The following is a 20,585-nucleotide window of genomic DNA, read 5'->3' as shown; positions in this document are numbered from 1 at the left end:
TCCCGCGCCGTGAACCGCCGTGTGTGCTCTCGGCCGCACCACCATAATCTGCGTCCGACCTGCGCCCGATCAAGACTGCGATGAACGATCGTCAAGACCTCGCCGGCAAGCGCCTCGTGCTCGGCCTTTCAGGCGGCGTGGCCTGCTACAAGGCGGCCGAACTGGCGCGCCTGCTCGTCAAGGCCGGCGCTTCGGTGCGCGTGGTGATGACCGAGGCCGCGCAGCAGTTCATCACCCCGGTGACGATGCAGGCGCTCTCCGGCCAGCCGGTACTGACCAGCCAGTGGGACGCCGCCGAGCCCAACAACATGGCGCACATCAACCTCACGCGCGAGGCCGATGCGGTGATCGTCGCACCGGCCAGCGCTGACCTCATGGCGCAACTGGCGCAGGGCCGCGCCGACGAACTGCTGAGCCTGTTGTGTCTCGCCCGGCCCACCGAGCGCTGCACGCTGCTGCTCGCACCGGCCATGAACCGCGAGATGTGGGCCCACCCGGCGACGCAGCGCAATGCCGCGCAGTTGCGCGCGGATGGCGCCTTCCTGCTCGGACCGGCGAGCGGCGCGCAGGCCTGCGGCGAGATCGGCGACGGCCGCATGCTCGAGCCCGACGAGTTGCTCGAAGACTTGGTGGCCGCTCTGTCGCCCAAGCCGCTGGCCGGCGAGCGCGTGCTCATCACTGCGGGTCCGACCTTCGAGGCCATCGATCCGGTACGCGGCCTGACCAACCGTTCGAGCGGCAAGATGGGCTTCGCGATCGCTCGCGCGGCGCGAGAGGCTGGTGCGGAGGTCACGCTGGTCGCTGGTCCGGTGCCCTTGCCCACGCCGCGCGGGGTGAACCGAATCGACGTGGAAAGCGCCGAGCAGATGCTGGGCGCCGTGCTGCCGCATTGCGCGACGCACGGCATCTTCGTTGCCACCGCGGCGGTGGCCGATTGGCGGCCTGCGCGTCTGGCCGAACACAAGATCAAGAAGGACGGCAAGAAGGTCGCGCCCGGCGTCGAGCTGACCGAGAACACCGACATCCTCGCCACGGTGGCGGCGCTGCCGAAGCCGCCGTACTGCGTCGGCTTTGCTGCCGAGAGCGAGCAGCTTGCGGCGCATGCCCGCGCCAAGCTAGAGCGCAAGCGGCTGCCGCTGGTGGTCGGCAACCTCGGCCCCGCCACCTTCGGCCGCGACGACAACGCGCTGCTGCTGGTCGACGCGCACGGCGAGCAGGCGCTGCCGGCGGGCGGCGGCACGGCCGACAAGCTCGAGCTCGCACGCCAGCTCGTTGCCGAGATCGCGCGGCGACGCGCGGCGATCAGCGTTTGAAACTTCGCGGCGCTGCCGCCCTTGCTGCATGACGACCATCGACCTGAAGGTGCTGGACCCGCGCCTTGCCGAGTTGCTGCCGAGCTATGCCACGCCGGGCAGCGCAGGCCTCGATCTGCGCGCCTGCCTCGATGCGCCGCTCGTGATCGAGCCGGGAGCGTCTCATTTGATTCCCACAGGGCTTGCACTGCACATCGGCGATGCCGGCTTGGCCGCCATGATCCTGCCGCGCTCGGGCCTGGGTCACAAGCACGGCATCGTGCTGGGCAACCTGGTCGGATTGATCGATTCCGACTACCAGGGCCCGCTCATGGTGAGTTGCTGGAACCGCAGCGGCGCTGCGTTCACCCTGCAGCCGATGGAGCGCATCGCACAACTCGTCATCGTGCCGGTCGTGCAGGCGGGCTTTCGGGTGGTCGCGTCCTTCGATGCGTCGCACCGAGGTGAAGGCGGCTTCGGCTCAACCGGCCGATAACGCGGCGAGCTCAGCGCGGCCTGGCACCGCTTCAGTGCAGTTGCGTGGAGGGCGGCGCGGTACTCAACACAGTGACCGTCTGCTGCGCGACCGAACCGTGTTCGATCTCGACCTCGGAGGCGGCTCGCACGTCTCGCACCTTCAGCGCCAGCACCAGCGCGATGCCCGCCAGCGGATGATTGCCGTCGAACACCACGTGGGTATCGAAGGCTTCGGTGACGGTGTAGACCACCTCGTTCGACATGCCCTGCGTCGTGGCGCCTTCGGGCACCCCGTCGAACTGCATGCCTGCTTCGATGTGCCCGCTGAATGCGCTGCGTTCCTCGAAGAAAACGAGCGCGGGGTCGTAGTCGCCGAAGGCATGTTCGGGCTCGAGGTGCAGGCTCGCCTCGAAGCCCGCCTCATGGCCGATCAACGCCTCTTCGACCTTGTTCAGCAGGTCGTCGCCGCCCACGAAAAACTCGACGGGCTCGACCAGTTCGTCGATCAGTTGACCGTGGGCGTCTTCGAGTCGCCAGCTCAGGCTGACGACGCACGGTGCGTCGATTTGCATGCGGAGATGATCGCACAATGACCCCATGCCTACGCCTGCGGACATCGATACGCCGACCCCTTTGCTGGGTCGCCTGAGCCCACGACTTTTCATGCGCCGGCACTGGCAGAAGAAGCCGCTGCTGATCCGCCAGGCGATGCCTGACGTGCAGCCGCCGCTCGACCGCAAGGCACTGTTTGCGCTGGCGGCGAGCGAGGCGGTCGAGTCCCGTCTGATTGTGCAGGGCGCCAATGAGGCGCCGGGCGGCTGGCGGCTGCGATCGGGCCCGCTGCCGCGCCGCGCGCTGCCCGCGGTTTCGCAGCCGGGCTGGAGCTTGTTGGTGCAGGGACTGGACCTGCATGTACCGCAAGCGCGGGCCTTGCTCGAGCGCTTTCGCTTCGTGCCCGAGGCGCGGCTCGACGACCTGATGCTGTCCTGGGCCAGCGATGGTGGTGGCGTTGGGCCGCACGTCGATTCCTACGATGTGTTCCTGCTGCAGGTGCAGGGGCGGCGTCGCTGGCGCGTCGGTGCCGTGCGCGACGCCACACCCGAGCCCGGGCTGCCGCTGAAGATCCTGGCCCGCTTCGAGCCGCAGCACGAGTGGCTGCTCGAACCCGGCGACATGCTCTATCTGCCGCCGGGGTGGGGCCACGACGGCGTGGCCGAAGGCGAGTGCATGACCGCCTCGATCGGCTTTCGCGCACCCGAGCGCGCCGAGCTCGCCCGCGAGGTGCTCGGCCGCCTGCTCGAAGGCGACGACGCCGGCCCGCGCGTTGTTTACCGCGATGCTTCGCAGCCGGCCACCGTGGAGCCCGGCCGCATTCCACCGGCGCTGCAGGCTTTCGCGGCCGACGCGGTCGCCCGTGCGCTGCGCGAGCCGCGCGCGCTGCAGGCCGCGCTCGGCGAAGCGCTGACCGAGCCGAAACCGCACGTGTGGTTTGCGCCCGGCGAGGCAGGAGCGCTCGAAGGCGGGGTTGTGCTCGACCCGCGCACGCGGATGATGTATGACGATGCCCATGTGTTCGTCAACGGCGAATCCTGGCGTGCCGGTGGGCGCGCCGCAAAGCTGATGCGCCGCCTGGCCGATGCGCGCCGCCTGAACGCGAGCGAACTTGCGCGCGCCGATGAGGCGGCGCGCGAACTGCTGATGCAGTGGCTGGAAGACGGCTGGCTGCAAGCGCTGGACGGGCCGGCGAAGGAGTGACGGCGATGACATCCCAAGAGCTCGAGGACGACGCGGCGCCGGCTTCGGGCGCCGACGCGATCGCTTCCCGCGACGATTTCCGGCGCGCGTTGGTAGCGGCGATCGAAGCGGCGGCGCAGCAAAGCGGCGCGACGCAACTGTGGCTGTGCGATCCGGACTTTTCGACCTGGCCGCTCGGCCAGCCCGAGGTGGTCGAGGCGCTCGCACGGTGGGCCCGCTCCCACCGGCGCCTCATGCTGTTGGCCGCCGACTACCGCGTCCTGGCGCAAGGTGCGCCGCGCTGGCACGCGTGGCGTCGTCAGTGGTCGCACATCGTTCACTGCATGCAAGTGCATGAAGAAGTCGCTGCCAGCGTGCCCACGCTGCTCTTCGCCCCCGGCCTTCGGACCGTGCGCCTGCACGACCGCGAACGCCACCGCGGCCGGGTGCTCCACGCACCGCTCGAACTGACGCACTGCGGCGAACGGCTCGACGCACTTTTGGACCGGGCCGAGGAAGCCTTGCCGGCCACCACTTTGGGCCTTTAGGACTCGGACCGGCGAGATCGAATCGCCGGGTCGCAGGACTAAGGGTAAGTCCGAGGGCGGGCTATACTTTTTGGCTTGGCTCGGACGCGGTTGCGCGTGCGAGTCTTGGTCGGAACGCGACGAAGGTCGGCGGGTTCCGCTTCTTTTCCGGTAGACCTTTGAACTCTCGATCGAGGACCTGTAAATGAACAAATCTCTCGTGCTGGCCGCCCTGGTTGCCGCCGCCGCTCTCGCCGCTTGCGGCAAGAACGAAGAAGCGGTCGTGACACCTGCTCCAGCCCCCGTGGAAGCGCCTGCTCCGGCTGCCGAAACCAGTGCTTCTGCCGCCATGGACGCCGCCTCGGCTTCGATGGACAGCGCATCGGCCGCCATGGGTTCTGCGGATGCGGCCGCCACGGCCGCCGCCGGCAATGCGGCAGGCGCTGCTTCCGAGGCCGCCACCGATGCGGCCGCTGCCGCCGCATCCGCCGCGAGCACGGCCGAAGATGCGATGAAAAAGTGATTCACTGCGGCGAGGCCCATGCCCCGCCCGGAGAAGCCGCAAAAAAGCCGCCCGAGGGCGGCTTTTTTGCGAGCATGCATCGCGTAGGGCCTGAGGGGTCAGTGCAGGTCGAGCCAGCCGAAGCCCAGGCGCGCATCCGCGACGACGATGTCTTGCGGCGTCGAGCCGAGCACATCGGCCAGGGCCACAGCCGCGAGTTCGGGTCGGTTGTTCTGCAGACTCAGGTGGGCTGCCACAACGTGACGCAGGCCGGAATGCCGGCACGCGCCGAGCACGACGGCGGCGCTTTCGTTCGCCAGATGGCCGAGCGAGCCGCCGACGCGCCGCTTGAGTGAAGCGGGGTAGCTCGAGCCGGCCAGCATGCCGCGGTCATGGTTGCATTCGAGCAGCAGCGCGTCACAGGCCTGCAGCGCGTCGATCATGTGCGGCGTGATGGAACCCGCGTCTGTGAGCACGCCCAAGCGCCGGGCACCGTCGCTGCAACTGAGCTGCAGCGGCTCGGTCGCGTCGTGGGGCACGGTGTAGGGGCGCAGTTGCAGCCCGCCGACTTCGATCGGCTCGCCGTCGCGGGCGAAATTCAGCAGACCGTCGAAGGGTTCACGCGCACCGATCGCGCGCCAGGTGCCGCGGCTCATCCACAGCGGCACGCCGTAGCGCCTCGCCACACTGAGTGCACAGCCCACGTGGTCGCCATGCTCGTGCGTCACGAACACCGCGTCGAGGCCGCCCGGCTCGACCCCGGCGCGGGCGAGCCGCAGGCCGAACTCCTTGAGCGTGAAGCCGCAGTCGATCAGCACCCGCGTGGTCCGCGTGCCGTCGCGCGACTCGATCAGGGTGGCGTTGCCGGTGCTGCCGCTGCCCAGGCTGCAAAAACGCATCATGCGGTCGCTCAGTACCTCAGTTTCGGCCGGGCCGCCCCGGCGCCACCGGGAACTTCGCTGCAAGGCATGGCCGCAAATGCCCGCAGGCCGTCATTCAGCGCAGGTCCGCGACCAGCAACTGCAGGATGCGCTGCGCCGCGTCGCCTGTCTCCGGTGCGCCCTGGTTGTTCTGCACGGTCACCAGCGTGGACTCGGCTTGCTGGCCTTTCACCGCGATGCGGTAGCGCGCCAGGGCGTTCGGGGCCCCTTCGTTCTTGCTGCCGCCGAACAGCTTGCCGAAGAAGCCGGGTTCGGGTTGGTTGCTCTTGACCGGATCGACATAGCGCACGTAATACAGGCCCTGCGTGCGGTCGCGATCCTCCACGGTGAAGCCGCTGCGGTCGAGCGCCAGCCCGACACGCCGCCAGGCCCGGTCGAAGCCGTCGTCGACCTGCAAGCCACTGCCCGGTGCGCCGTCGATCAGGCGTGCGCGGACGCTGGCCACAGCCTCCGGGGGCGCCGATGCGGCCGCGGCGGCCGTGCGCACACGCTCCTCCTCGCCGCCCAGCTTTTGCATCAGGCGCGACAACATCAGCGCTTCGAGTCCCGGATCCGCCGGCCGCGGCTGCCAGGCAGTGGAGTCCCGGCGCTCGCTGGTGTAGACCTCGACCATGCCGCGATGGCTGATGTAGACCTCCGTGCCGCCGTTGGGGGCGCGCTCGAGCCGGGTGCGGAAGCGGTCGCGCTCCCCGGTTTCGTACAGCGAATCGAACACGCGCCCGATCGTGCTGCGAATAAAGTCCTGCGGCAGATTGGCGCGGTTCTCGGCCCAGTTGGTTTCAATCACACCGGTGGCGGGCTGCTCGAGTTCGACCGAGAAGCCGCGCTCCTGCCAGAAGGCCAGGAGCTGCGGCCATAGCTGCTCGGGGCTTTGCTGCGTGGACAGCCAGCGCTGGCTGCCGGCCCGCTCGATGCGGACATCGCCGGTCACTGCAGGGGCGACCGTCGCCACCACCGGCGCCGAAGCGGCCGCAGCAGGAGCTTGCATCGTCGAAGCGCTGATCGTGCCGTCGGCCGTCTGGAAACGCGAATCGCGTTGCAACTGGCTCAGATCAGGCGGCACTTCCAGGCTCACCGTCTTGGAGCCGGTGCTCTGGTAATCGACCTTGTCGCCTTCGAAGGTCTTGTTGATCGTGGTGCAGGCCGCCAGGCCGGCAACGAACGCCAGCGGCAGCAATCGAACAAGCGAGGAATGTCGGATCAAACGTTGGCTCACGGGCGGCTCTTTCGGAAATCGGTCAGTTCGTCGCGTCGGCTCGGCCGGTGCAGCGGTATGGGACGCGCTCGGCGCGGGCAAGTTCAGCGGCCTTCGAGCAGGCCGGCCTCTTGCAGCGCCCGCTCGACGAGCGGCTGCAGGGGTGCGCTCAAGGGCGTAAGCGGCAAGCGCAGCGCGGCACCGCAATGCCCCAGCCGCTGCATCGCCCATTTCACGGGAATCGGGTTCGGTTCGCAGAACAACTGCTTGTGCAGGGGCAGCAGTTGCAGTTGGATTTCGGCGGCCAACCGCGCGTTGCCCGCGATCGCCGCCATGCAGAGCTCGTGCATCGCCCGCGGCGCCACATTGGCCGTGACGCTGATGTTGCCCTGACCGCCGAGCAGCATGAGGGCCACCGCGGTCGGATCGTCGCCGGAATACACGGCAAATCCCTTCGGCGCCTGCCTGATGAGCCAGCACGCGCGCTCGATGTCGCCGCTCGCTTCCTTCACGCCGACGATGCCCGGCACCTGCGCCAGGCGCAGCACGGTCTCGGGCAGCAAATCGGCCACCGTGCGGCCGGGCACGTTGTAGAGCACCACCGGGATGTCCACCGCTTCGGCGATGGCGCGGAAGTGCAGGTACTGGCCTTCTTGCGTGGGCTTGTTGTAGTAGGGCACGACCTGCAGGGTGCAGTCGGCCCCGACTTGCTTGGCGTACTTCGACAGTTCGATGGCCTCGCGCGTCGAGTTCGAGCCGGCGCCGGCCATGACGGGCACCCGGCCGGCCACGTGCTCGACCGCCACGCGAATGATCTCGCAGTGCTCTTCGGTGCTGACGGTGGGCGACTCGCCCGTGGTGCCGACCACGCCCAGGCAATCGGTGCCCTCGGCGATGTGCCAGTCGATCAGGCGGCGCAGCGCGGGGTAATCCACGCTGCCGTCCTCGAGCATCGGCGTGACGAGCGCAACGATGCTGCCAACGATGGGTTTCATGACGTGATCCTCGCAATCGCGGGATTTTAACCAGCCGCTGCTGACGGCTGAACGCCGTGGCTACAGCGAATATTTCGCCGGCGTCGTGGGCGAGGGCTGCTCGCGCACGGCGGCGATGCGCTGCACGAAGCGCGGCGGCGAGTCGATAAAGCCGTCTTCGAAGCCGAGCACGCGCCAGTCGCCCGCCGCGCCCTGCTGTACCGCCCTCAGCAGCTCGCCTGGGCGTAGCAGGAAGTCCGGGTTCGAAGGCTTGCCGAAAGATTCGTTGCCGATCGCGAAGGTCTCGTAAATCAGCAAGCCGCCGGGTGCGACGCTGGCGACGATGTCGGGCAGCCGGGCGCGCCACAGATAGTTCGTGACGACGACCGCGTCGAACTGCCGATCGGCGATGGGCCAGAGGCCGGCTTCGATATCGGCCACGATGGTTTCGCCCAGCGCGCGCAGCGGCTCGAGCGCCGCAGCGTCGCGGTCGATGCCGGTCAGCCGGTGACCCAGCGACGCCAGCCAGCGCAGGTGCCGGCCCGTGCCGCACGCCACATCGAGCACGCTGGCCTGGGGCGGCAACAACGCGGCCCAGCGTCGGACCCAGGGTGATGGCGCGAGGCCGGCATGCCCGGGAGTCACTTCAGAAACAGCTCCACACCCGGTTGGCCAGATCGACCATCAGGTCGGGCTGCCGGTAAGCCATGAACACACCGGCCAGCGCGCCGGCGGCAAGCGCCCAGAGCCCAGCGCGGCGAAGCGGGGTCGTCTTCATGCGCCCATCATGCCGGCTGCGCCGACCCGCGTTCGATCGCGGTTTCTCGCACCGGCAGGTTGAGCAGGGCGGCCATGACGCCGAGCCCGACCGCCAGCCACCAGACCACGTCGTAGCTGCCGGTGCTGTCATAGAGCCGGCCGCCCAGCCACACGCCGAGGAAGCTGCCGATCTGGTGCGACAGGAACACGAAGCCGCCGAGCATCGAGAAGTGCTTGATGCCGAAGATCTGCGCGACGACGGCGTTGGTCGGTGGCACGGTCGAGAGCCAAAGCACGCCCATCACGGCCGAGAAGATATAGACGCTCATCGGCGTGAGCGGCAGCAAGAGGAAGGCCACGATCGCCACCGAACGCAGCGCGTAGATCCAGCTCAGGATGAGCGGCTTGGGCAGGCGCTGGCCGAGCGATCCGGCGGCGTAGGTGCCGAACACGTTGAACAGGCCGATAAGGGCCAGCGCAGTGGTCGCCACGTCGGGCGTCAGCCCGTTGTCCCTGAGGTAGCTCGGCATGTGCACGCCGATGAACACGACCTGAAAGCCGCACACGAAATAGCCGGCCATCAGCAACTGGAAGCTGCGGTAACCGAACGCCTCGCGCACTGCCTGCCCCACGCTCTGCTGCACCCCCACGGGGGCGGGGGCGGCCGGCTCCTTCATGCCGAAGGCAAGCGGAATGATCGCCAGCGCCAGGCAGCCGAGCACGATCAGAGCCTGCTGCCATCCGAAGGCGCCGATCAGCCAGTTCTCCACCGGCACCATGAGGAACTGGCCGAAGGAGCCAGCCGCCGCGGTGATGCCCATCGCCCACGAGCGCTTCTCGGGCGCCACGTTGCGGCCGATCACGCCATAGACGATGGCATAGGTGGTGCCCGCCTGGGCCATGCCGATCATCAGGCCGGCGCTGCCGGTGAAGGCCAGACCCGAAGTGGCCAGGGCCATCAGCACCAGCCCGCCGGCATAGAGCAGTGCGCCGGCCAGCAGCACCTTGAAGGCGCCGTAGCGGTCGGCCAGCATGCCGGCGAAGGGGCCGGTCAGGCCCCACATCAGGTTCTGGATCGCCAAGGCGAAGGCGAAGGTCTCACGCGACCAGCCGCGGTCCATGGTCACCGGCTGCAGCCACAGCCCGAAGCCGTGGCGGATGCCCATCGACAGGGTGACGATGGCGGCGCCGCAGATCAGCACCTGCGTCATCGACAGTCGGTTGGCGGTCGCGACGGGTTGGCTCATGGCGAGCACTGTAGCCAAGCGGCGCCGTTCCCGCCGGCTTCATGCCTCGTGGGTTGAGCGAGGGAGCGGTGTCCCGCGTCTGCCTGCAATCCCTCAGCGATACGGCTCGCGGACCGCCAGCCGCAGCCTTTCGTTCACCTGCCGACGAGCCGCCTCAAGGCGCGCTTCATCGGGCTGCCCGGGCCGTGCGGCGGCCGGTAATCAGGCAGATGTGCGACGCCGGTCTTGCTGTGTACTGGCGGCTCGATCGGGCGTTTTTCGATGGCCAGCACACTGTCGTAGAAGTGCAGCGAATGCGTGCTGCGAGTGAAGTCGTTGACCGCCAAGCGTGCCGGCTGCCGCGAATGCCACGCGTGCAGCTGGTCGATGAGCCCCTTGCTGTATTCGATGAAGCTCGCGCCGGCACCCAAGCCGCCGCCGAACTCGCGCCGGTAGCACGTGTGCAGGTCTTCGGCCATGTACACGCCATTCGGATCGACGCGCGGGTACAGCTCCTCGAACGTTGTGCGCAACTGCCCCATCATGTGGCCGCCGTCGTCGAGCACGATGTCGATGCGAGGCATGGCCTGTGCCACCGACTGCAGGAACGCGCGGTCTTCCTGATTGCCGATAAAGATCTTCACGCGGTCTTCCTCGAGCTCGCGGCAGGCCGGGTTGATGTCGATGCCGTAGATGCGCGCCTGCGGGCCGAAGAAGTCCTTCCACATCTGCAGGGAGCCGCCCTGGTACACGCCGATCTCCAGCATGTGCACGGGCTGGCCGCGGAAGCGGGCGAAGTGGCGCTCGTAGATCTCGAAGAAGTGGTGCCACTTGTGGATCAACCTGCCTGTGTTGGCGTGGAAGTAGCGCTCGAGGTCGTTCATGGCGCGCGAGTGTAGGAGGTGGGAGGCGCTCCCTACAATCCGCCGCCTATGGCAAAGCAAGGCAAGTACGCAGAAGAATCGATCCGGGTGCTCAAGGGCCTGGAGCCCGTCAAGCAGCGTCCGGGCATGTACACCCGCACCGAAACGCCGCTGCACATCGTGCAGGAGGTGATCGACAACGCCGCCGACGAGGCGCTCGCGGGGCATGGTCAGCGCATCGCCGTGACGGTGCATGCCGACGGCTCGGTGAGCGTGGAAGACGATGGCCGCGGCATCCCGTTCGGCCTGCATCCCGAGGAACAGGTGCCGGTCGTCGAGATCGTGTTCACGCGCCTGCACGCCGGCGGCAAGTTCGACAAGGGCTCGGGCGGCGCCTACAGCTTCTCGGGCGGGCTGCACGGCGTGGGCGTGAGCGTGACCAATGCGCTGTCCACGCGGCTTCAGGTGACGGTGTTTCGCGAAGGCAGAGTCGCCACGCTGGCCTTCGGCAGCGGCGATGTGAGCGAGCCGCTGGCCACGCGCAAGGCCGGTGCTGCAGACCGCAGGCAGGGCACCAGCGTTCGGGCCTGGCCCGACCCGAAGTACTTCGACACGGTCGATCTGCCCAAGGCCGAACTGTTGCACCTGCTGCGCAGCAAGGCGGTGCTGATGCCGGGCGTGACGGTGACGCTCACCTCCGAGAAAAGCGGTGAAGTGCAGAGCTGGCAATACGAAGGCGGCTTGCGCGACTACCTGCTGCAAAGCCTGAACGCCGACCCGGTGATTCCGCTTTTCGAGGGTGCGCACTACGCCCGCGAGACCGAGACCGAGAACTTCGCGGAAGGCGAGGGTGCCGCCTGGTGCGTGGCCTTCACCGAAGAAGGCAACGCACTGCGCGAAAGCTACGTCAACCTAATCCCCACCATCGCTGGCGGTACGCACGAATCGGGTCTGAAGGACGGGCTCTTCACCGCGATCAAGGGCTTCATCGACCTGCACTCGCTCATGCCCAAGGGCGTGAAGCTGATGCCCGACGACGTGTTCTCGCGTGCCAGCTTTGTTCTCTCTGCCAAGGTGCTCGATCCCCAATTCCAGGGCCAGACCAAGGAGCGCCTCAACAGCCGCGACGCGCTGCGGCTCGTCTCGACCTATGTGCGTCCTGCCTTCGAGCTGTGGCTGAACCAGCACGTGGCCGAGGGCAAGAAGCTGGCCGAGCTGGTGATTCGTCAGGCGCAGGCGCGCCAGCGCGCGGGGCAGAAGGTCGAGAAGCGCAAGGGCTCCGGCGTGGCCGTGCTGCCCGGCAAGCTGACCGATTGCGAGAGCCGCGACCTCACGCTCAACGAGTTGTTCCTGGTGGAGGGCGATTCGGCCGGCGGCAGCGCCAAGATGGGCCGCGACAAGGAGACGCAGGCCATCCTGCCGCTGCGGGGGAAGGTGCTCAATTCCTGGGAGGTCGAGCGCGACCGCCTGTTCGCCAACAACGAGATCCACGACATCGCGGTGGCGATCGGCGTCGATCCGCACGGCGCGAACGACACGCCCGATCTGTCCGGCCTGCGCTACGGCAAGGTGTGCATCCTCAGCGACGCCGACGTCGACGGTTCGCACATCCAGGTGCTGCTGCTCACGCTGTTCTTCCGCCACTTTCCCAAGCTCATCGAAGCAGGCAACGTCTTCATCGCCAAGCCGCCGCTCTTTCGCGTCGACACGCCGGCGCGGGGCAAGAAGCCGGCCGCCAAGCTCTACGCGCTCGACGAGGGCGAGCTCACCGCCATCCTTGACAAGCTGCGCAAGGAAGGCGCCCGCGAAAACTCCTGGACCATCAGCCGCTTCAAGGGCCTGGGCGAGATGAACGCCGAGCAGTTGTGGGACACCACGCTCAACCCCGAGACGCGCCGCTTGCTGCAGGTGTCATGGGGACGGCTCGACTTCCTCGCGACCGAGGGGTCGTTCAACAAGTTGATGGGCAAGGGCGAAGCGGCCTCGCGGCGGGCCTTGATGGAGTTGCATGGGGACGAGGTGGAGGTGGACGTGTGAGTCCCGCAGCCGCCGCCACGCAGTTGCGCCTGCGTCCCACGATGCTGTCCGACCTCGACTTCGTGCTCACGGTCGAGCAGGACCCTGCCTGCCGTCCCTTCATCACACCCTGGGAGCGCACGCAGCACGAGGGCGCGGTGCGGTTTCCCGATTTCCGGCACTTCATCGTCGAGGCCGGCGCCGGCACGCAGGCGGTCGGCTTCGTGATCCTGCAGGGCTGCCGCAGCCGGCATCGCTCGATCGAGCTCAAGCGCATGGTGATCCAGGTGCAGGGGCAAGGCCTGGGGCGCGCCTGCCTGCGCATGCTCGAGCAGATCGCCTTTCGCGATCTGCATGCGCATCGCTTCTGGCTCGATGTAAAGACGAACAACGTGCGCGCCAAGGCGCTGTACGAAAGCGAGGGCTTCGTCGAGGAAGGGCGGCTGCGCGAATGCGTGCTCGACGACGAGAACGGCACGCCGGGCTACCACTCGCTGATCGTGATGTCGATGCTGGAGAGCGAATACCGCGAGCGCGCAGAGACGGAGCGCAATCGCAACGCAGGTCGATGAGCGGCGCGGCTGCGGCACGGGCCGGCCTCCTCGGCGGGTGCAGCCGATCGGGGGTTCGTCCGCATCCGTCTCATCCGTTTTGCCATGGTCTTCGTATGGCACGTCAGAACAAGGAAGGCTCGTCGGGGCCGTCGCATGGGGCGATGGCAGGAAGGCGAACCGGGCAATCGAGACAGCAATGGCACGTTCGACCGCGGCAGTAGTGAAGTGGGTGGAGCAGGGTTTCGTGCCCGACCGGGTCGTCCGGCTCGGTATTCGTCGGCTGCTCGGTGAGCGCCTGCGAGAGATCGGCGCAGGCGATGCGGCTCGAGCCGCAGAAGCCGCGCAGACTTTCGCCGACTCCCTGCGCGCCGCGCCGCTGGCGCTGCTGCCGCAGACGGCCAACGAGCAGCACTACGAGGTGCCGGCGGCTTTCTTCGCCCAGGTGCTGGGCCGGCACCGCAAATACAGCGGCTGCTGGTGGCCCGAAGGCGTGAACACGCTCGACGAAGCGGAGGCTGCCGCGCTTGCCATGACCTGCGTGCGCGCGGAGTTGACGGACGGGCAGCACATTCTCGAACTGGGCTGCGGCTGGGGCTCGCTCACGCTGTGGATGGCCGAGCGCTTTCCAGGCGCGCGGATCACCGCAGTCTCCAACTCGCACTCGCAGCGCGAGCACATCGAGGCCGAGGCGGCGCAGCGCGGCCTTGGCAACGTGCGCGTCATCACCTGCGACATGAACCAGTTCGACACCGACGAGCGCTTCGACCGCGTGGTTTCGGTCGAGATGTTCGAGCACCTGCGCAACTGGCCTGAAGCCTTCCGGCGCGTGTCCGGCTGGCTGGCGCCCCAGGGGCGCTTCTTCATGCATGTGTTCGCGCACCGCAGCACGCCCTATGCGTTCGAGGAGCGCGATGCGAGCGACTGGATGAGTCGCCATTTTTTCTCGGGCGGCATGATGCCGAGCGACGACCTGCCGCTGCAGTTCCAGCAGCACCTCGGCCTCGTGCGACGGTGGCGTTGGGACGGCACGCACTACCAGCGCACGGCGCAGGCCTGGCTCGCCAACATGGATGCGCGCCGTGCCGCCGTCTGGCCGGTGCTGGAGCAGACCTACGGGCGTGCCGGCGCCTCGGTGTGGTGGATGCGCTGGCGGCTGTTCTTCATGTCCTGCGCCGAGCTGTTCGGCTATGACGGTGGCCAGCAATGGTGGGTCAGTCACTATCTGTTCGAGCGGCGCTCATGAGGCCCGCGTCATTCGCTCGAACCGCACAAGCGCGCGTCCGGGAGCATGGCGGTGAGTGAGTGGGTTTCGGCACTCGGCGGCATCGGCACATCGGGCGGCTGGCACGCAGCTCTGCTGGGCTTGGCGGCCAGCGCCGTGATCGCGCTGCTGACGTGGTTCGCGAGTCTGGCTTACCGAGACGTGAGCCTGGTGGACCGCGTGTGGTCGCTATGCATCGTCGGTGCCGGCATCGCCTACGCGGCCGCATTGCCGCAAACGGGACCGCGCGCCGCCTGGATGCTCGCCGTCGCGGGCCTGTGGGCGCTGCGGCTGTCGCTCTACATCACTTGGCGCAACTGGGGCGAGCCGGAAGACCGCCGCTACCAGGCAATCCGCGCGCGCAACGAGCCGCATTTCGCGCTCAAGAGCTTGATCCTCGTGTTCGCGTTGCAGGCCGTGCTGGCGTGGGTTGTCTCGGCGCCGCTGCTGGCCGGCGTTGCCGCTCCGGCGGCATGGTCGGCGCTGGACACGGCCGGCCTGTTGCTCGCCGCCTTCGGCCTGATTTTCGAGGCCACGGCCGACTGGCAGATGGCGCGCTTCAAGGCGGACCCCGCCCAGCATGGGCGCGTGATGGACCGCGGCCTGTGGCGCTACAGCCGCCATCCCAACTACTTCGGCGAGTGCTGCGTTTGGTGGGGCCTTTACCTCATGGCGCTTGCGGCCGGTGGCGCTTGGAGCATCGTCTCGCCGCTGCTCATGACGGTGCTGCTGCTGAAAGTGTCGGGCATCAGCCTGTTGGAGAAGGACATCGGCGAGCGCCGCCCGGCTTACCGGGATTACGTGGCGCGCACCAACGCCTTCGTGCCAGGGCCGCCGCGGAAGGCTGCATCGTGACGCGTCGCGTGCGCTGCGGCCTGCACGTCGCGCTCCGGATGGGGGATGCACGGGCCGGTGCTGTCGTCGGTCGGCTCAGGGGTGTCGCGGCGTTTTCAGTGCTGGCGTTGTCGGCCGCGGCGGCCTGCGGGCAAGGCCCGTCGACGCAGTCGGGTGCGTCTGCGTCGGTAACGAATGAGGCCGGGGCTGTGGCGACGGTGGCAAACGCCGGCCCATGGAAGTTCCGTGTGCTGCTCGACGGCCAGCCCATCGGCCATCACCGGTTCACCCTGCAGCAGCAGGGCGACGCCCGCACGCTGAAGAGCGAAGCGAGCTTCGACGTCAAGCTGTTCGGCTTGACCGTATACAGCTACCGCCACACGGCCACGGAGCGCTGGCAGGGCGGCTGCCTCACCGCGCTCGACGCCCGCACCGACGACGACGGCAGTGTCTCCATCGTCCAGGCCCGCCGCGAAGGCAAGTCGCTGACTGTCGCCGGCACGCAAGGCAGCCGCTCGCTCGAAGGCTGCGTGCTGAGCTTCGCCTACTGGAACCCTTCGATGCTCGATCAGACCCGCCTGCTCAATGCGCAGACCGGCAAGGAAGAGGCGGTACGCATCGAGTCGCTCGGCATGAAGAACATCGAAGTGGCCGACGGCAGCATGCCGGCGCGGCATTACCGCATCACCGGCGTCGATCGGCCGATCGAACTCTGGTACTCGCAGCAGGGGGACTGGCTGGCGCTCGAGTCCACCGTGTCGGGCGGACGCCGGCTGAGCTATTGGCGCGAGTAAGCAAAGCAAGAGCGGCGGTTCTTCCGGGTTTGCCGACCTTCCGTCTGGTCGGCAACCTGGGCGCGACATACAATTTCCCTGACCAAGTATGGTCAACACGAGACACTCGCCATGCAAGTCAACATCTACGAAGCGAAGACCCATCTCTCGCAATTGGTCGATGCCGTTCACAACGGCGAGACGGTGATCATCGCCAAGGCCGGAACGCCGATGGCAAAGTTGGTTCCCTTGAACGACGGGCCCAAACCTAGGGTCAGGTTCGGCCTGATGAAAGGCGAGTTCATGGAAGCGGCAGACTTCGACGATCCGCTTCCGGACGACCTGCTCGCAGCTTTCGAAGGCCGTGACGTTTGAAGCTGCTGCTCGACACCCACATCTTCCTGTGGATGTTGCGCGATGCGCGTGAGCTGAGCGCACAGGCGCGCAGGCTGATCGTCGCTGCTGATGAACTGCATGTCAGCAGCGTCTCCCTCTGGGAGGCTGCAATCAAGGCCGCGGCCGGCAAGCTGACGATCGACATGCCCCGCATGGAAGCCCAGTTGCTGGCGACCGGCTGCCGCCCTTTGCCGATGACGTGGGCTCACGCATTGGCCTACCGCGATTTGCCGCCGCTGCATCGCGACCCGTTCGACCGCATGCTCGTCGCACAGGCCATGAGCGAACCGCTGCACCTGCTGACCCACGACGCTGCCCTCGCGGCCTATTCCCATCTCGTCACCGTTGCCTGAATGAACGACCTGTTTGCCCCCTTGCCGCCCGAAGCGGGCGATGCCATCACGCTGGCCGACTACGCCGAGCGCGCCTATCTCGAATACGCGCTGTCCGTCGTGAAAGGCCGCGCGCTGCCCGACGTGTGCGACGGTCAGAAGCCCGTGCAGCGCCGCATCCTCTACGCGATGGAGCGCCTGGGCCTGGCCTTCACCACGCCCGGCGGCCCGAAGGCGATGAAGAGCGCGCGCGTGGTCGGCGACGTGCTCGGCCGCTACCACCCGCACGGCGACACCGCCGCCTACGACGCGCTGGTGCGCATGGCGCAGGATTTCTCGCAGCGCTATCCGCTCATCGACGGACAGGGCAACTTCGGCTCGCGCGATGGCGACGGCGCGGCGGCCATGCGCTATACCGAAGCGCGCCTGGCGCCGATCACGCGGCTGCTGCTCGACGAGATCGACGAAGGCACGGTCGATTTCATCGCCAACTACGACGGCTCGACGCAGGAGCCGCGCCAGTTGCCCGCACGCCTGCCGTTCGTGCTGCTCAACGGCGCCAGCGGCATCGCGGTCGGACTCGCCACCGAAGTGCCGAGCCACAACCTGCGCGAGGTCGCAGCCGCCGCGATTGCGCTCGTCAAGAACGAGAAGCTGACCGACGACGAGCTTCATGCATTGCTGCCTGGCCCTGACTACCCGGGCGGCGGCCAGATCATCAGCGGTGACGCCGACATCCGCGAGGCCTACCGCACGGGCCGCGGCTCGCTCAAGGTGCGCGCACGCTGGAAGATCGAGGATCTGGCGCGCGGCCAGTGGAATCTCGTGGTCACGGAGTTGCCGCCGGGCGTGAGCACGCAGAAGGTGCTCGAAGAGATCGAGGAACTCACCAATCCCAAGGTGCGGGCCGGCAAGAAGGCCGTTTCGGCCGAGCAGGCACAGCTCAAGACGACTGTGCTGACCGTGCTCGACGCGGTGCGCGACGAGTCGGGCAAGGAGGCCGCGGTGCGGCTGGTGTTCGAGCCCAAGAGCCGCGCGGTCGAGCAGCAGGAGCTGATCAACGTGCTGCTGGCGCACACCAGTCTTGAAACATCCGCACCGATCAACCTGACGATGGTCGGCGCCGACGGCCGGCCGACGCAGAAGTCGCTGCGGCAGATGCTGGTCGAGTGGATCGGCTTTCGCCTCGCCACCGTGCAGCGGCGCACGAGGCACCGGCTCGGCAAGGTGCTGGACCGCATTCACATCCTCGAAGGGCGGCAGCTCGTGCTGCTCAACATCGACGAGGTGATCCGCATCATTCGCGCGGCCGATGAGCCCAGGCCGGCGCTCGTGGAGCGCTTCGGGCTGAGCGAGCGCCAGGCGGAAGACATTCTCGAAATCCGCCTGCGCCAGTTGGCGCGGCTGGAGGCGATCAAGATCGAGCAGGAGCTCAAGGACTTGCGAGTCGATCAGGGCAAGCTCGAGGACATCCTGAACAGCCCGGCCGCGCTGCGGCGCACAGTGGTCAAGGAGATCGAGGCCGATGCCAAACAGCATGGCGACGAGCGCCGCACCCTGATCCAGGCCGACAAGCGGGCGGTGGCGGAAGTCAGGGTGATCGACGAGCCGGTCACGGTGGTGATCAGCGCCAAGGGATGGGTGCGGGCGCGCCAGGGCCACGGGCACCCCGTGGCGAGCTTTGCCTTCAAGGCGGGCGATTCGCTCTACGGCACGTTCGAGTGCCGCACCGTCGATGCGCTGCTGGTTTTCGGCTCCGCGGCGAACGGCGCGGGCCGCGTGTACAGCGTGCCAGTGGCGGGCTTGCCGAGCGCGCGCGGCGATGGCCAGCCGATCACCTCGATGATGGATCTGGAAGCCGGCACCCAGCCGCTGCACTATTTCGCCGGCCCGGCCGATGCGACCCTGCTGCTCGCCAACACCGGCGGCTACGGCTTGCTCGCCAGGGTGGGCGATCTGGTCGCCCGCCAGCGCGGCGGCAAGAGCTTCCTGAGCCTGGCCGAGGGCGACAAGCCGCTGCCGCCGAGCCGCGCCGACGGCGCCGCGCAGGTGGCCTGTCTGAGTCTGTCCGGCCGCCTGCTGGTGTTTGCGATCGATGACCTCAAGCTGCAACCGAAGGGCGGGCGCGGCCTGACCTTGATCGATCTGGAAGCCAGGGATGCGCTGGTCAGCGTCGCCGCGTTCGAGAAGACGCTCCGGGTGCTGGGCAGCGGCCGCGGCGGCAAGGCCAAGGACGAAACGCTGGGCGCCGCCGCGCTGGCGGTCTACCGCGGTGTGCGCGCCCGCAAGGGCAAGCCGGCGGATATCGGCTTCAAGCCGACCCTGCTGCTGCGCACCTGAGCCGTGCTTCCGCCTGGCGAGCAATGACGGACAGGGCGCTTGTTTTGTCCGCCGAGCCGTTGACGGGCGGCGGCGATGAGGTCACTTGCCGCGTGCCACCGGCCTTGCTCGCTTGGCCGCGGTCACGCCGGGTTTGGTCGCTGCAGACGTTGAAACCGACGGCTCGGCCGGCCGTGCGCTGACCCGGCGGCGGCGTGCCGGTTGTTCCGGTCGCGCGACGCTGGGCTTATCGCTTTTGGCGGGCTTCGGCGGCGTCACCACGCCGGCCGGCGGCTGCATCGGCACGCTCGGCCACAGAGAGCGCCAGTAACGCCACCAGTCCTCCGTGGCATGGGCCGTGTGTTGCCAGACGGCGCGCTGCGCCTCGGCTATGGCTTGCGGCGACCACAGCGCCGCATCTCGTCGCGATTCGGCTTTCGGCGTGGCAGTGCCGTTATCGGGCGGGTTGGGAAACCAGAAACGCCAGGGGGTCATGCTCGTCTCCTGCGGCGCGCGTTGCGCCGGTGACTAGCTTAGGCCTTGCGCAGGACGATGTCTCGAACCCGGGAACCAGGTGCGGGTTTGACGCGACAGTGTCAGCCTCGCGACCTGTCCCGTCTCGCTGCATCAGCGTAGCTTGCGGTCCCGCAACAGGAGCAAAGCGGTCAGCGCGATCACTGCAAACAGCGCGCCGCTCCACACCTCGAAGGGCAGGCCGAGCAAGCGCGCGCTGGCAGCCTCCATGCAGGTGGCGGTGACCTGGAACAGGAAGGGCAGTGCGGTTTCCAATCCGGTTGCACTCAGGAAACGATCGGCCATCGTGAAGGCGCAACTCGCGTCCTTGGCGGCAACCTGGTGCTGGAACACCGCCGAGGCGATGCCGCCGAGCGCGAGCGCCAGCACGCCGAGAGTGCTCAGCAGGCTGGCCGTGCGCGACGCCAGGGCCCAGCCGATCAATGCGACCACCGCAATTGCGAGGTACAGCACGCGCTGAAAGATGCACCACGGGCACGGCCGCATGTCGAACGCGTGCTGCGCGACCAGCGCGCCCCCCACGGCGAGCAGGCAGACCAGCGCGATCAAAGCCAGCACACCGCGCGGCATGCGGTGAAACACGCTGCCCCGTGGTTTCATTGCACCTCGGCGATCAACTCGATCTCCACGCAGGCGCCCATCGGCAGCTGCGCCACACCGAAAGCGCTGCGGGCATGCGCGCCGCGCTCGGCGCCGAACACCTGCACCATCAGCTCCGACGCGCCGTTGGTGACCAAGTGGTGTTCGGTGTACGTGCCGCTGCTGTTGACCAGGCTCAGCAGCTTCACGATGCGCCGCACGCGCTCGAGGTCGCTTACGGCAGCTTGCAGAGTGCCCAGCAGATCGATCGCCACGGCGCGGGCGGCGGCCTTGCCGGCTTCAGTCGCCATGTCGGTGCCGAGCTGGCCGACCAGCGGCTTGCCGGCCTGCCGGGCGATGTGGCCAGACAGGAACAGCAGATTGCCGCTCTGAACGAAAGGCACGTAAGCGGCAGCCGGAACGGCCACTGGCGGCAGCTCGATGCCGAGCTCGGCAAGGCGTTGTGCAATGGTCATGATGGGGGCTCCTGAACGGGG

At 68.0% G+C, this 20,585-nt stretch carries 24 protein-coding genes; 13 read left to right on the top strand and 11 right to left on the bottom strand.

Features of this window, described 5'->3' with window-relative positions; translation table 11 throughout:
• The first annotated feature begins 80 nt into the window (after positions 1-80).
• Positions 81-1,313, top strand: a complete 1,233-nt coding sequence (gene coaBC / locus H0W40_RS08800) for a bifunctional phosphopantothenoylcysteine decarboxylase/phosphopantothenate--cysteine ligase CoaBC (protein WP_292445406.1) — start codon at positions 81-83, stop codon at positions 1,311-1,313.
• A gap of 28 nt (positions 1,314-1,341) precedes the next feature.
• Positions 1,342-1,788, top strand: coding sequence for a dUTP diphosphatase (dut, locus tag H0W40_RS08795; RefSeq protein ID WP_292445405.1), 447 nt, complete (start codon positions 1,342-1,344; stop codon positions 1,786-1,788).
• Positions 1,789-1,819: 31 nt separating this feature from the next.
• Here the strand turns inward: dut and H0W40_RS08790 are convergent, their stop codons facing one another.
• Positions 1,820-2,341: a peptidylprolyl isomerase gene (locus H0W40_RS08790; protein ID WP_292445404.1), complete on the bottom strand. Its 522-nt coding sequence runs from the start codon at positions 2,339-2,341 to the stop codon at positions 1,820-1,822.
• Positions 2,342-2,366: 25 nt separating this feature from the next.
• Between H0W40_RS08790 and H0W40_RS08785 the strand changes: the two genes are divergently transcribed.
• The 3 genes from H0W40_RS08785 to H0W40_RS08775 all read left to right on the top strand — a co-directional run bounded on the left by H0W40_RS08785 (position 2,367) and on the right by H0W40_RS08775 (position 4,553).
• Positions 2,367-3,524: a cupin domain-containing protein gene (locus H0W40_RS08785; protein ID WP_292445402.1), complete on the top strand. Its 1,158-nt coding sequence runs from the start codon at positions 2,367-2,369 to the stop codon at positions 3,522-3,524.
• Between the two features lie 5 nt (positions 3,525-3,529).
• Positions 3,530-4,051, top strand: a complete 522-nt coding sequence (locus tag H0W40_RS08780; protein WP_292445401.1) for a hypothetical protein — start codon at positions 3,530-3,532, stop codon at positions 4,049-4,051.
• Positions 4,052-4,235: 184 nt separating this feature from the next.
• Complete coding sequence (locus H0W40_RS08775; RefSeq protein WP_292445400.1) at positions 4,236-4,553, top strand: hypothetical protein; 318 nt, start codon at positions 4,236-4,238, stop codon at positions 4,551-4,553.
• Positions 4,554-4,651: 98 nt separating this feature from the next.
• Here H0W40_RS08775 and H0W40_RS08770 read toward each other — a convergent pair whose 3' ends face one another.
• The 7 genes from H0W40_RS08770 to H0W40_RS08740 all read right to left on the bottom strand — a co-directional run bounded on the left by H0W40_RS08770 (position 4,652) and on the right by H0W40_RS08740 (position 10,511).
• On the bottom strand, positions 4,652-5,434 hold the full coding sequence (locus tag H0W40_RS08770; protein WP_292445399.1) for an MBL fold metallo-hydrolase: 783 nt from the start codon (positions 5,432-5,434) through the stop codon (positions 4,652-4,654).
• A gap of 94 nt (positions 5,435-5,528) precedes the next feature.
• Positions 5,529-6,689 carry an outer membrane protein assembly factor BamC gene (gene bamC / locus H0W40_RS08765; RefSeq protein ID WP_292445398.1) on the bottom strand — a complete coding sequence of 387 codons (1,161 nt, stop codon included), beginning with the start codon at positions 6,687-6,689 and terminating at the stop codon, positions 5,529-5,531.
• 83 nt (positions 6,690-6,772) lie between these two features.
• A complete protein-coding gene (gene dapA, locus H0W40_RS08760; RefSeq protein WP_292445397.1) occupies positions 6,773-7,663 on the bottom strand; it encodes a 4-hydroxy-tetrahydrodipicolinate synthase in 891 nt (296 codons plus the stop codon).
• Positions 7,664-7,723: 60 nt separating this feature from the next.
• A complete protein-coding gene (locus H0W40_RS08755; RefSeq protein ID WP_292445396.1) occupies positions 7,724-8,287 on the bottom strand; it encodes a bifunctional 2-polyprenyl-6-hydroxyphenol methylase/3-demethylubiquinol 3-O-methyltransferase UbiG in 564 nt (187 codons plus the stop codon).
• Between the two features lies 1 nt (position 8,288).
• Positions 8,289-8,420, bottom strand: coding sequence for a hypothetical protein (locus H0W40_RS08750; protein ID WP_292445395.1), 132 nt, complete (start codon positions 8,418-8,420; stop codon positions 8,289-8,291).
• A gap of 7 nt (positions 8,421-8,427) precedes the next feature.
• Entirely contained in the window at positions 8,428-9,648 is a 1,221-nt protein-coding gene (locus tag H0W40_RS08745) for an MFS transporter (RefSeq protein WP_292445394.1), read from the bottom strand.
• 134 nt (positions 9,649-9,782) lie between these two features.
• On the bottom strand, positions 9,783-10,511 hold the full coding sequence (locus H0W40_RS08740; protein WP_292445392.1) for a class I SAM-dependent methyltransferase: 729 nt from the start codon (positions 10,509-10,511) through the stop codon (positions 9,783-9,785).
• A gap of 48 nt (positions 10,512-10,559) precedes the next feature.
• On the opposite strand from H0W40_RS08740, the gene H0W40_RS08735 reads away from it, so the two are divergent.
• The 8 genes from H0W40_RS08735 (at position 10,560) to parC (ending at position 18,996) form a co-directional block, all read left to right on the top strand.
• Positions 10,560-12,527, top strand: coding sequence for a DNA topoisomerase IV subunit B (locus H0W40_RS08735; RefSeq protein WP_292445390.1), 1,968 nt, complete (start codon positions 10,560-10,562; stop codon positions 12,525-12,527).
• On the top strand, positions 12,524-13,078 hold the full coding sequence (locus H0W40_RS08730) for a GNAT family protein (RefSeq protein ID WP_292445388.1): 555 nt from the start codon (positions 12,524-12,526) through the stop codon (positions 13,076-13,078). The genes H0W40_RS08735 and H0W40_RS08730 overlap by 4 nt, the downstream gene beginning before the upstream one ends.
• 178 nt (positions 13,079-13,256) lie before the next feature.
• On the top strand, positions 13,257-14,303 hold the full coding sequence (locus H0W40_RS08725) for a cyclopropane-fatty-acyl-phospholipid synthase family protein (protein ID WP_292445387.1): 1,047 nt from the start codon (positions 13,257-13,259) through the stop codon (positions 14,301-14,303).
• A gap of 51 nt (positions 14,304-14,354) precedes the next feature.
• Positions 14,355-15,176, top strand: coding sequence for a DUF1295 domain-containing protein (locus H0W40_RS08720; RefSeq protein WP_292445385.1), 822 nt, complete (start codon positions 14,355-14,357; stop codon positions 15,174-15,176).
• Between the two features lie 188 nt (positions 15,177-15,364).
• Positions 15,365-15,949, top strand: a complete 585-nt coding sequence (locus H0W40_RS08715; protein WP_367153778.1) for a DUF6134 family protein — start codon at positions 15,365-15,367, stop codon at positions 15,947-15,949.
• Positions 15,950-16,060: 111 nt separating this feature from the next.
• Positions 16,061-16,303 (top strand): type II toxin-antitoxin system Phd/YefM family antitoxin, encoded by a 243-nt coding sequence (locus tag H0W40_RS08710; RefSeq protein ID WP_292445384.1) that lies wholly within the window; start codon positions 16,061-16,063, stop codon positions 16,301-16,303.
• Entirely contained in the window at positions 16,300-16,677 is a 378-nt protein-coding gene (locus H0W40_RS08705; RefSeq protein WP_292445382.1) for a type II toxin-antitoxin system VapC family toxin, read from the top strand. The genes H0W40_RS08710 and H0W40_RS08705 overlap by 4 nt, the downstream gene beginning before the upstream one ends.
• A complete protein-coding gene (parC, locus tag H0W40_RS08700) occupies positions 16,678-18,996 on the top strand; it encodes a DNA topoisomerase IV subunit A (RefSeq protein ID WP_292445381.1) in 2,319 nt (772 codons plus the stop codon). It abuts the gene before it with no gap.
• A gap of 81 nt (positions 18,997-19,077) precedes the next feature.
• On the opposite strand, the gene H0W40_RS08695 is transcribed toward parC, so the two are convergent.
• From H0W40_RS08695 to H0W40_RS08685, 3 genes are all read right to left on the bottom strand, one after another.
• Positions 19,078-19,470: a hypothetical protein gene (locus H0W40_RS08695; protein WP_292445379.1), complete on the bottom strand. Its 393-nt coding sequence runs from the start codon at positions 19,468-19,470 to the stop codon at positions 19,078-19,080.
• Between the two features lie 132 nt (positions 19,471-19,602).
• Positions 19,603-20,109 carry a disulfide bond formation protein B gene (locus H0W40_RS08690; RefSeq protein ID WP_292445378.1) on the bottom strand — a complete coding sequence of 169 codons (507 nt, stop codon included), beginning with the start codon at positions 20,107-20,109 and terminating at the stop codon, positions 19,603-19,605.
• Positions 20,106-20,564 carry a RidA family protein gene (locus tag H0W40_RS08685; RefSeq protein WP_292445377.1) on the bottom strand — a complete coding sequence of 153 codons (459 nt, stop codon included), beginning with the start codon at positions 20,562-20,564 and terminating at the stop codon, positions 20,106-20,108. The genes H0W40_RS08690 and H0W40_RS08685 overlap by 4 nt, the downstream gene beginning before the upstream one ends.
• Positions 20,565-20,585 lie beyond the last annotated feature (21 nt).

The sequence above is a fragment of the Methylibium sp. genome (assembly GCF_013817345.1).
Lineage (GTDB): Bacteria > Pseudomonadota > Gammaproteobacteria > Burkholderiales > Burkholderiaceae_C > Methylibium.
This window is presented reverse-complemented; position numbering and strand designations above follow the sequence as displayed.

Excerpts from the sequence above, each read along its gene's own strand:
- H0W40_RS08790 (WP_292445404.1), bottom strand. The coding sequence starts at position 2,341 with ATGCAAATCGACGCACCGTGCGTCGTCAGCCTGAGCTGGCGACTCGAA.
- parC (WP_292445381.1), top strand. The coding sequence starts at position 16,678 with ATGAACGACCTGTTTGCCCCCTTGCCGCCCGAAGCGGGCGATGCCATC.
- H0W40_RS08745 (WP_292445394.1), bottom strand. The coding sequence starts at position 9,648 with ATGAGCCAACCCGTCGCGACCGCCAACCGACTGTCGATGACGCAGGTG.
- H0W40_RS08685 (WP_292445377.1), bottom strand. The coding sequence starts at position 20,564 with ATGACCATTGCACAACGCCTTGCCGAGCTCGGCATCGAGCTGCCGCCA.
- H0W40_RS08780 (WP_292445401.1), top strand. The coding sequence starts at position 3,530 with ATGACATCCCAAGAGCTCGAGGACGACGCGGCGCCGGCTTCGGGCGCC.
- H0W40_RS08740 (WP_292445392.1), bottom strand. The coding sequence starts at position 10,511 with ATGAACGACCTCGAGCGCTACTTCCACGCCAACACAGGCAGGTTGATC.
- H0W40_RS08770 (WP_292445399.1), bottom strand. The coding sequence starts at position 5,434 with ATGATGCGTTTTTGCAGCCTGGGCAGCGGCAGCACCGGCAACGCCACC.
- H0W40_RS08690 (WP_292445378.1), bottom strand. The coding sequence starts at position 20,109 with ATGAAACCACGGGGCAGCGTGTTTCACCGCATGCCGCGCGGTGTGCTG.
- coaBC (WP_292445406.1), top strand. The coding sequence starts at position 81 with ATGAACGATCGTCAAGACCTCGCCGGCAAGCGCCTCGTGCTCGGCCTT.
- H0W40_RS08735 (WP_292445390.1), top strand. The coding sequence starts at position 10,560 with ATGGCAAAGCAAGGCAAGTACGCAGAAGAATCGATCCGGGTGCTCAAG.
- H0W40_RS08750 (WP_292445395.1), bottom strand. The coding sequence starts at position 8,420 with ATGAAGACGACCCCGCTTCGCCGCGCTGGGCTCTGGGCGCTTGCCGCC.
- H0W40_RS08775 (WP_292445400.1), top strand. The coding sequence starts at position 4,236 with ATGAACAAATCTCTCGTGCTGGCCGCCCTGGTTGCCGCCGCCGCTCTC.
- H0W40_RS08725 (WP_292445387.1), top strand. The coding sequence starts at position 13,257 with ATGGCACGTTCGACCGCGGCAGTAGTGAAGTGGGTGGAGCAGGGTTTC.
- H0W40_RS08710 (WP_292445384.1), top strand. The coding sequence starts at position 16,061 with ATGCAAGTCAACATCTACGAAGCGAAGACCCATCTCTCGCAATTGGTC.
- H0W40_RS08695 (WP_292445379.1), bottom strand. The coding sequence starts at position 19,470 with ATGACCCCCTGGCGTTTCTGGTTTCCCAACCCGCCCGATAACGGCACT.
- H0W40_RS08785 (WP_292445402.1), top strand. The coding sequence starts at position 2,367 with ATGCCTACGCCTGCGGACATCGATACGCCGACCCCTTTGCTGGGTCGC.
- dapA (WP_292445397.1), bottom strand. The coding sequence starts at position 7,663 with ATGAAACCCATCGTTGGCAGCATCGTTGCGCTCGTCACGCCGATGCTC.
- dut (WP_292445405.1), top strand. The coding sequence starts at position 1,342 with ATGACGACCATCGACCTGAAGGTGCTGGACCCGCGCCTTGCCGAGTTG.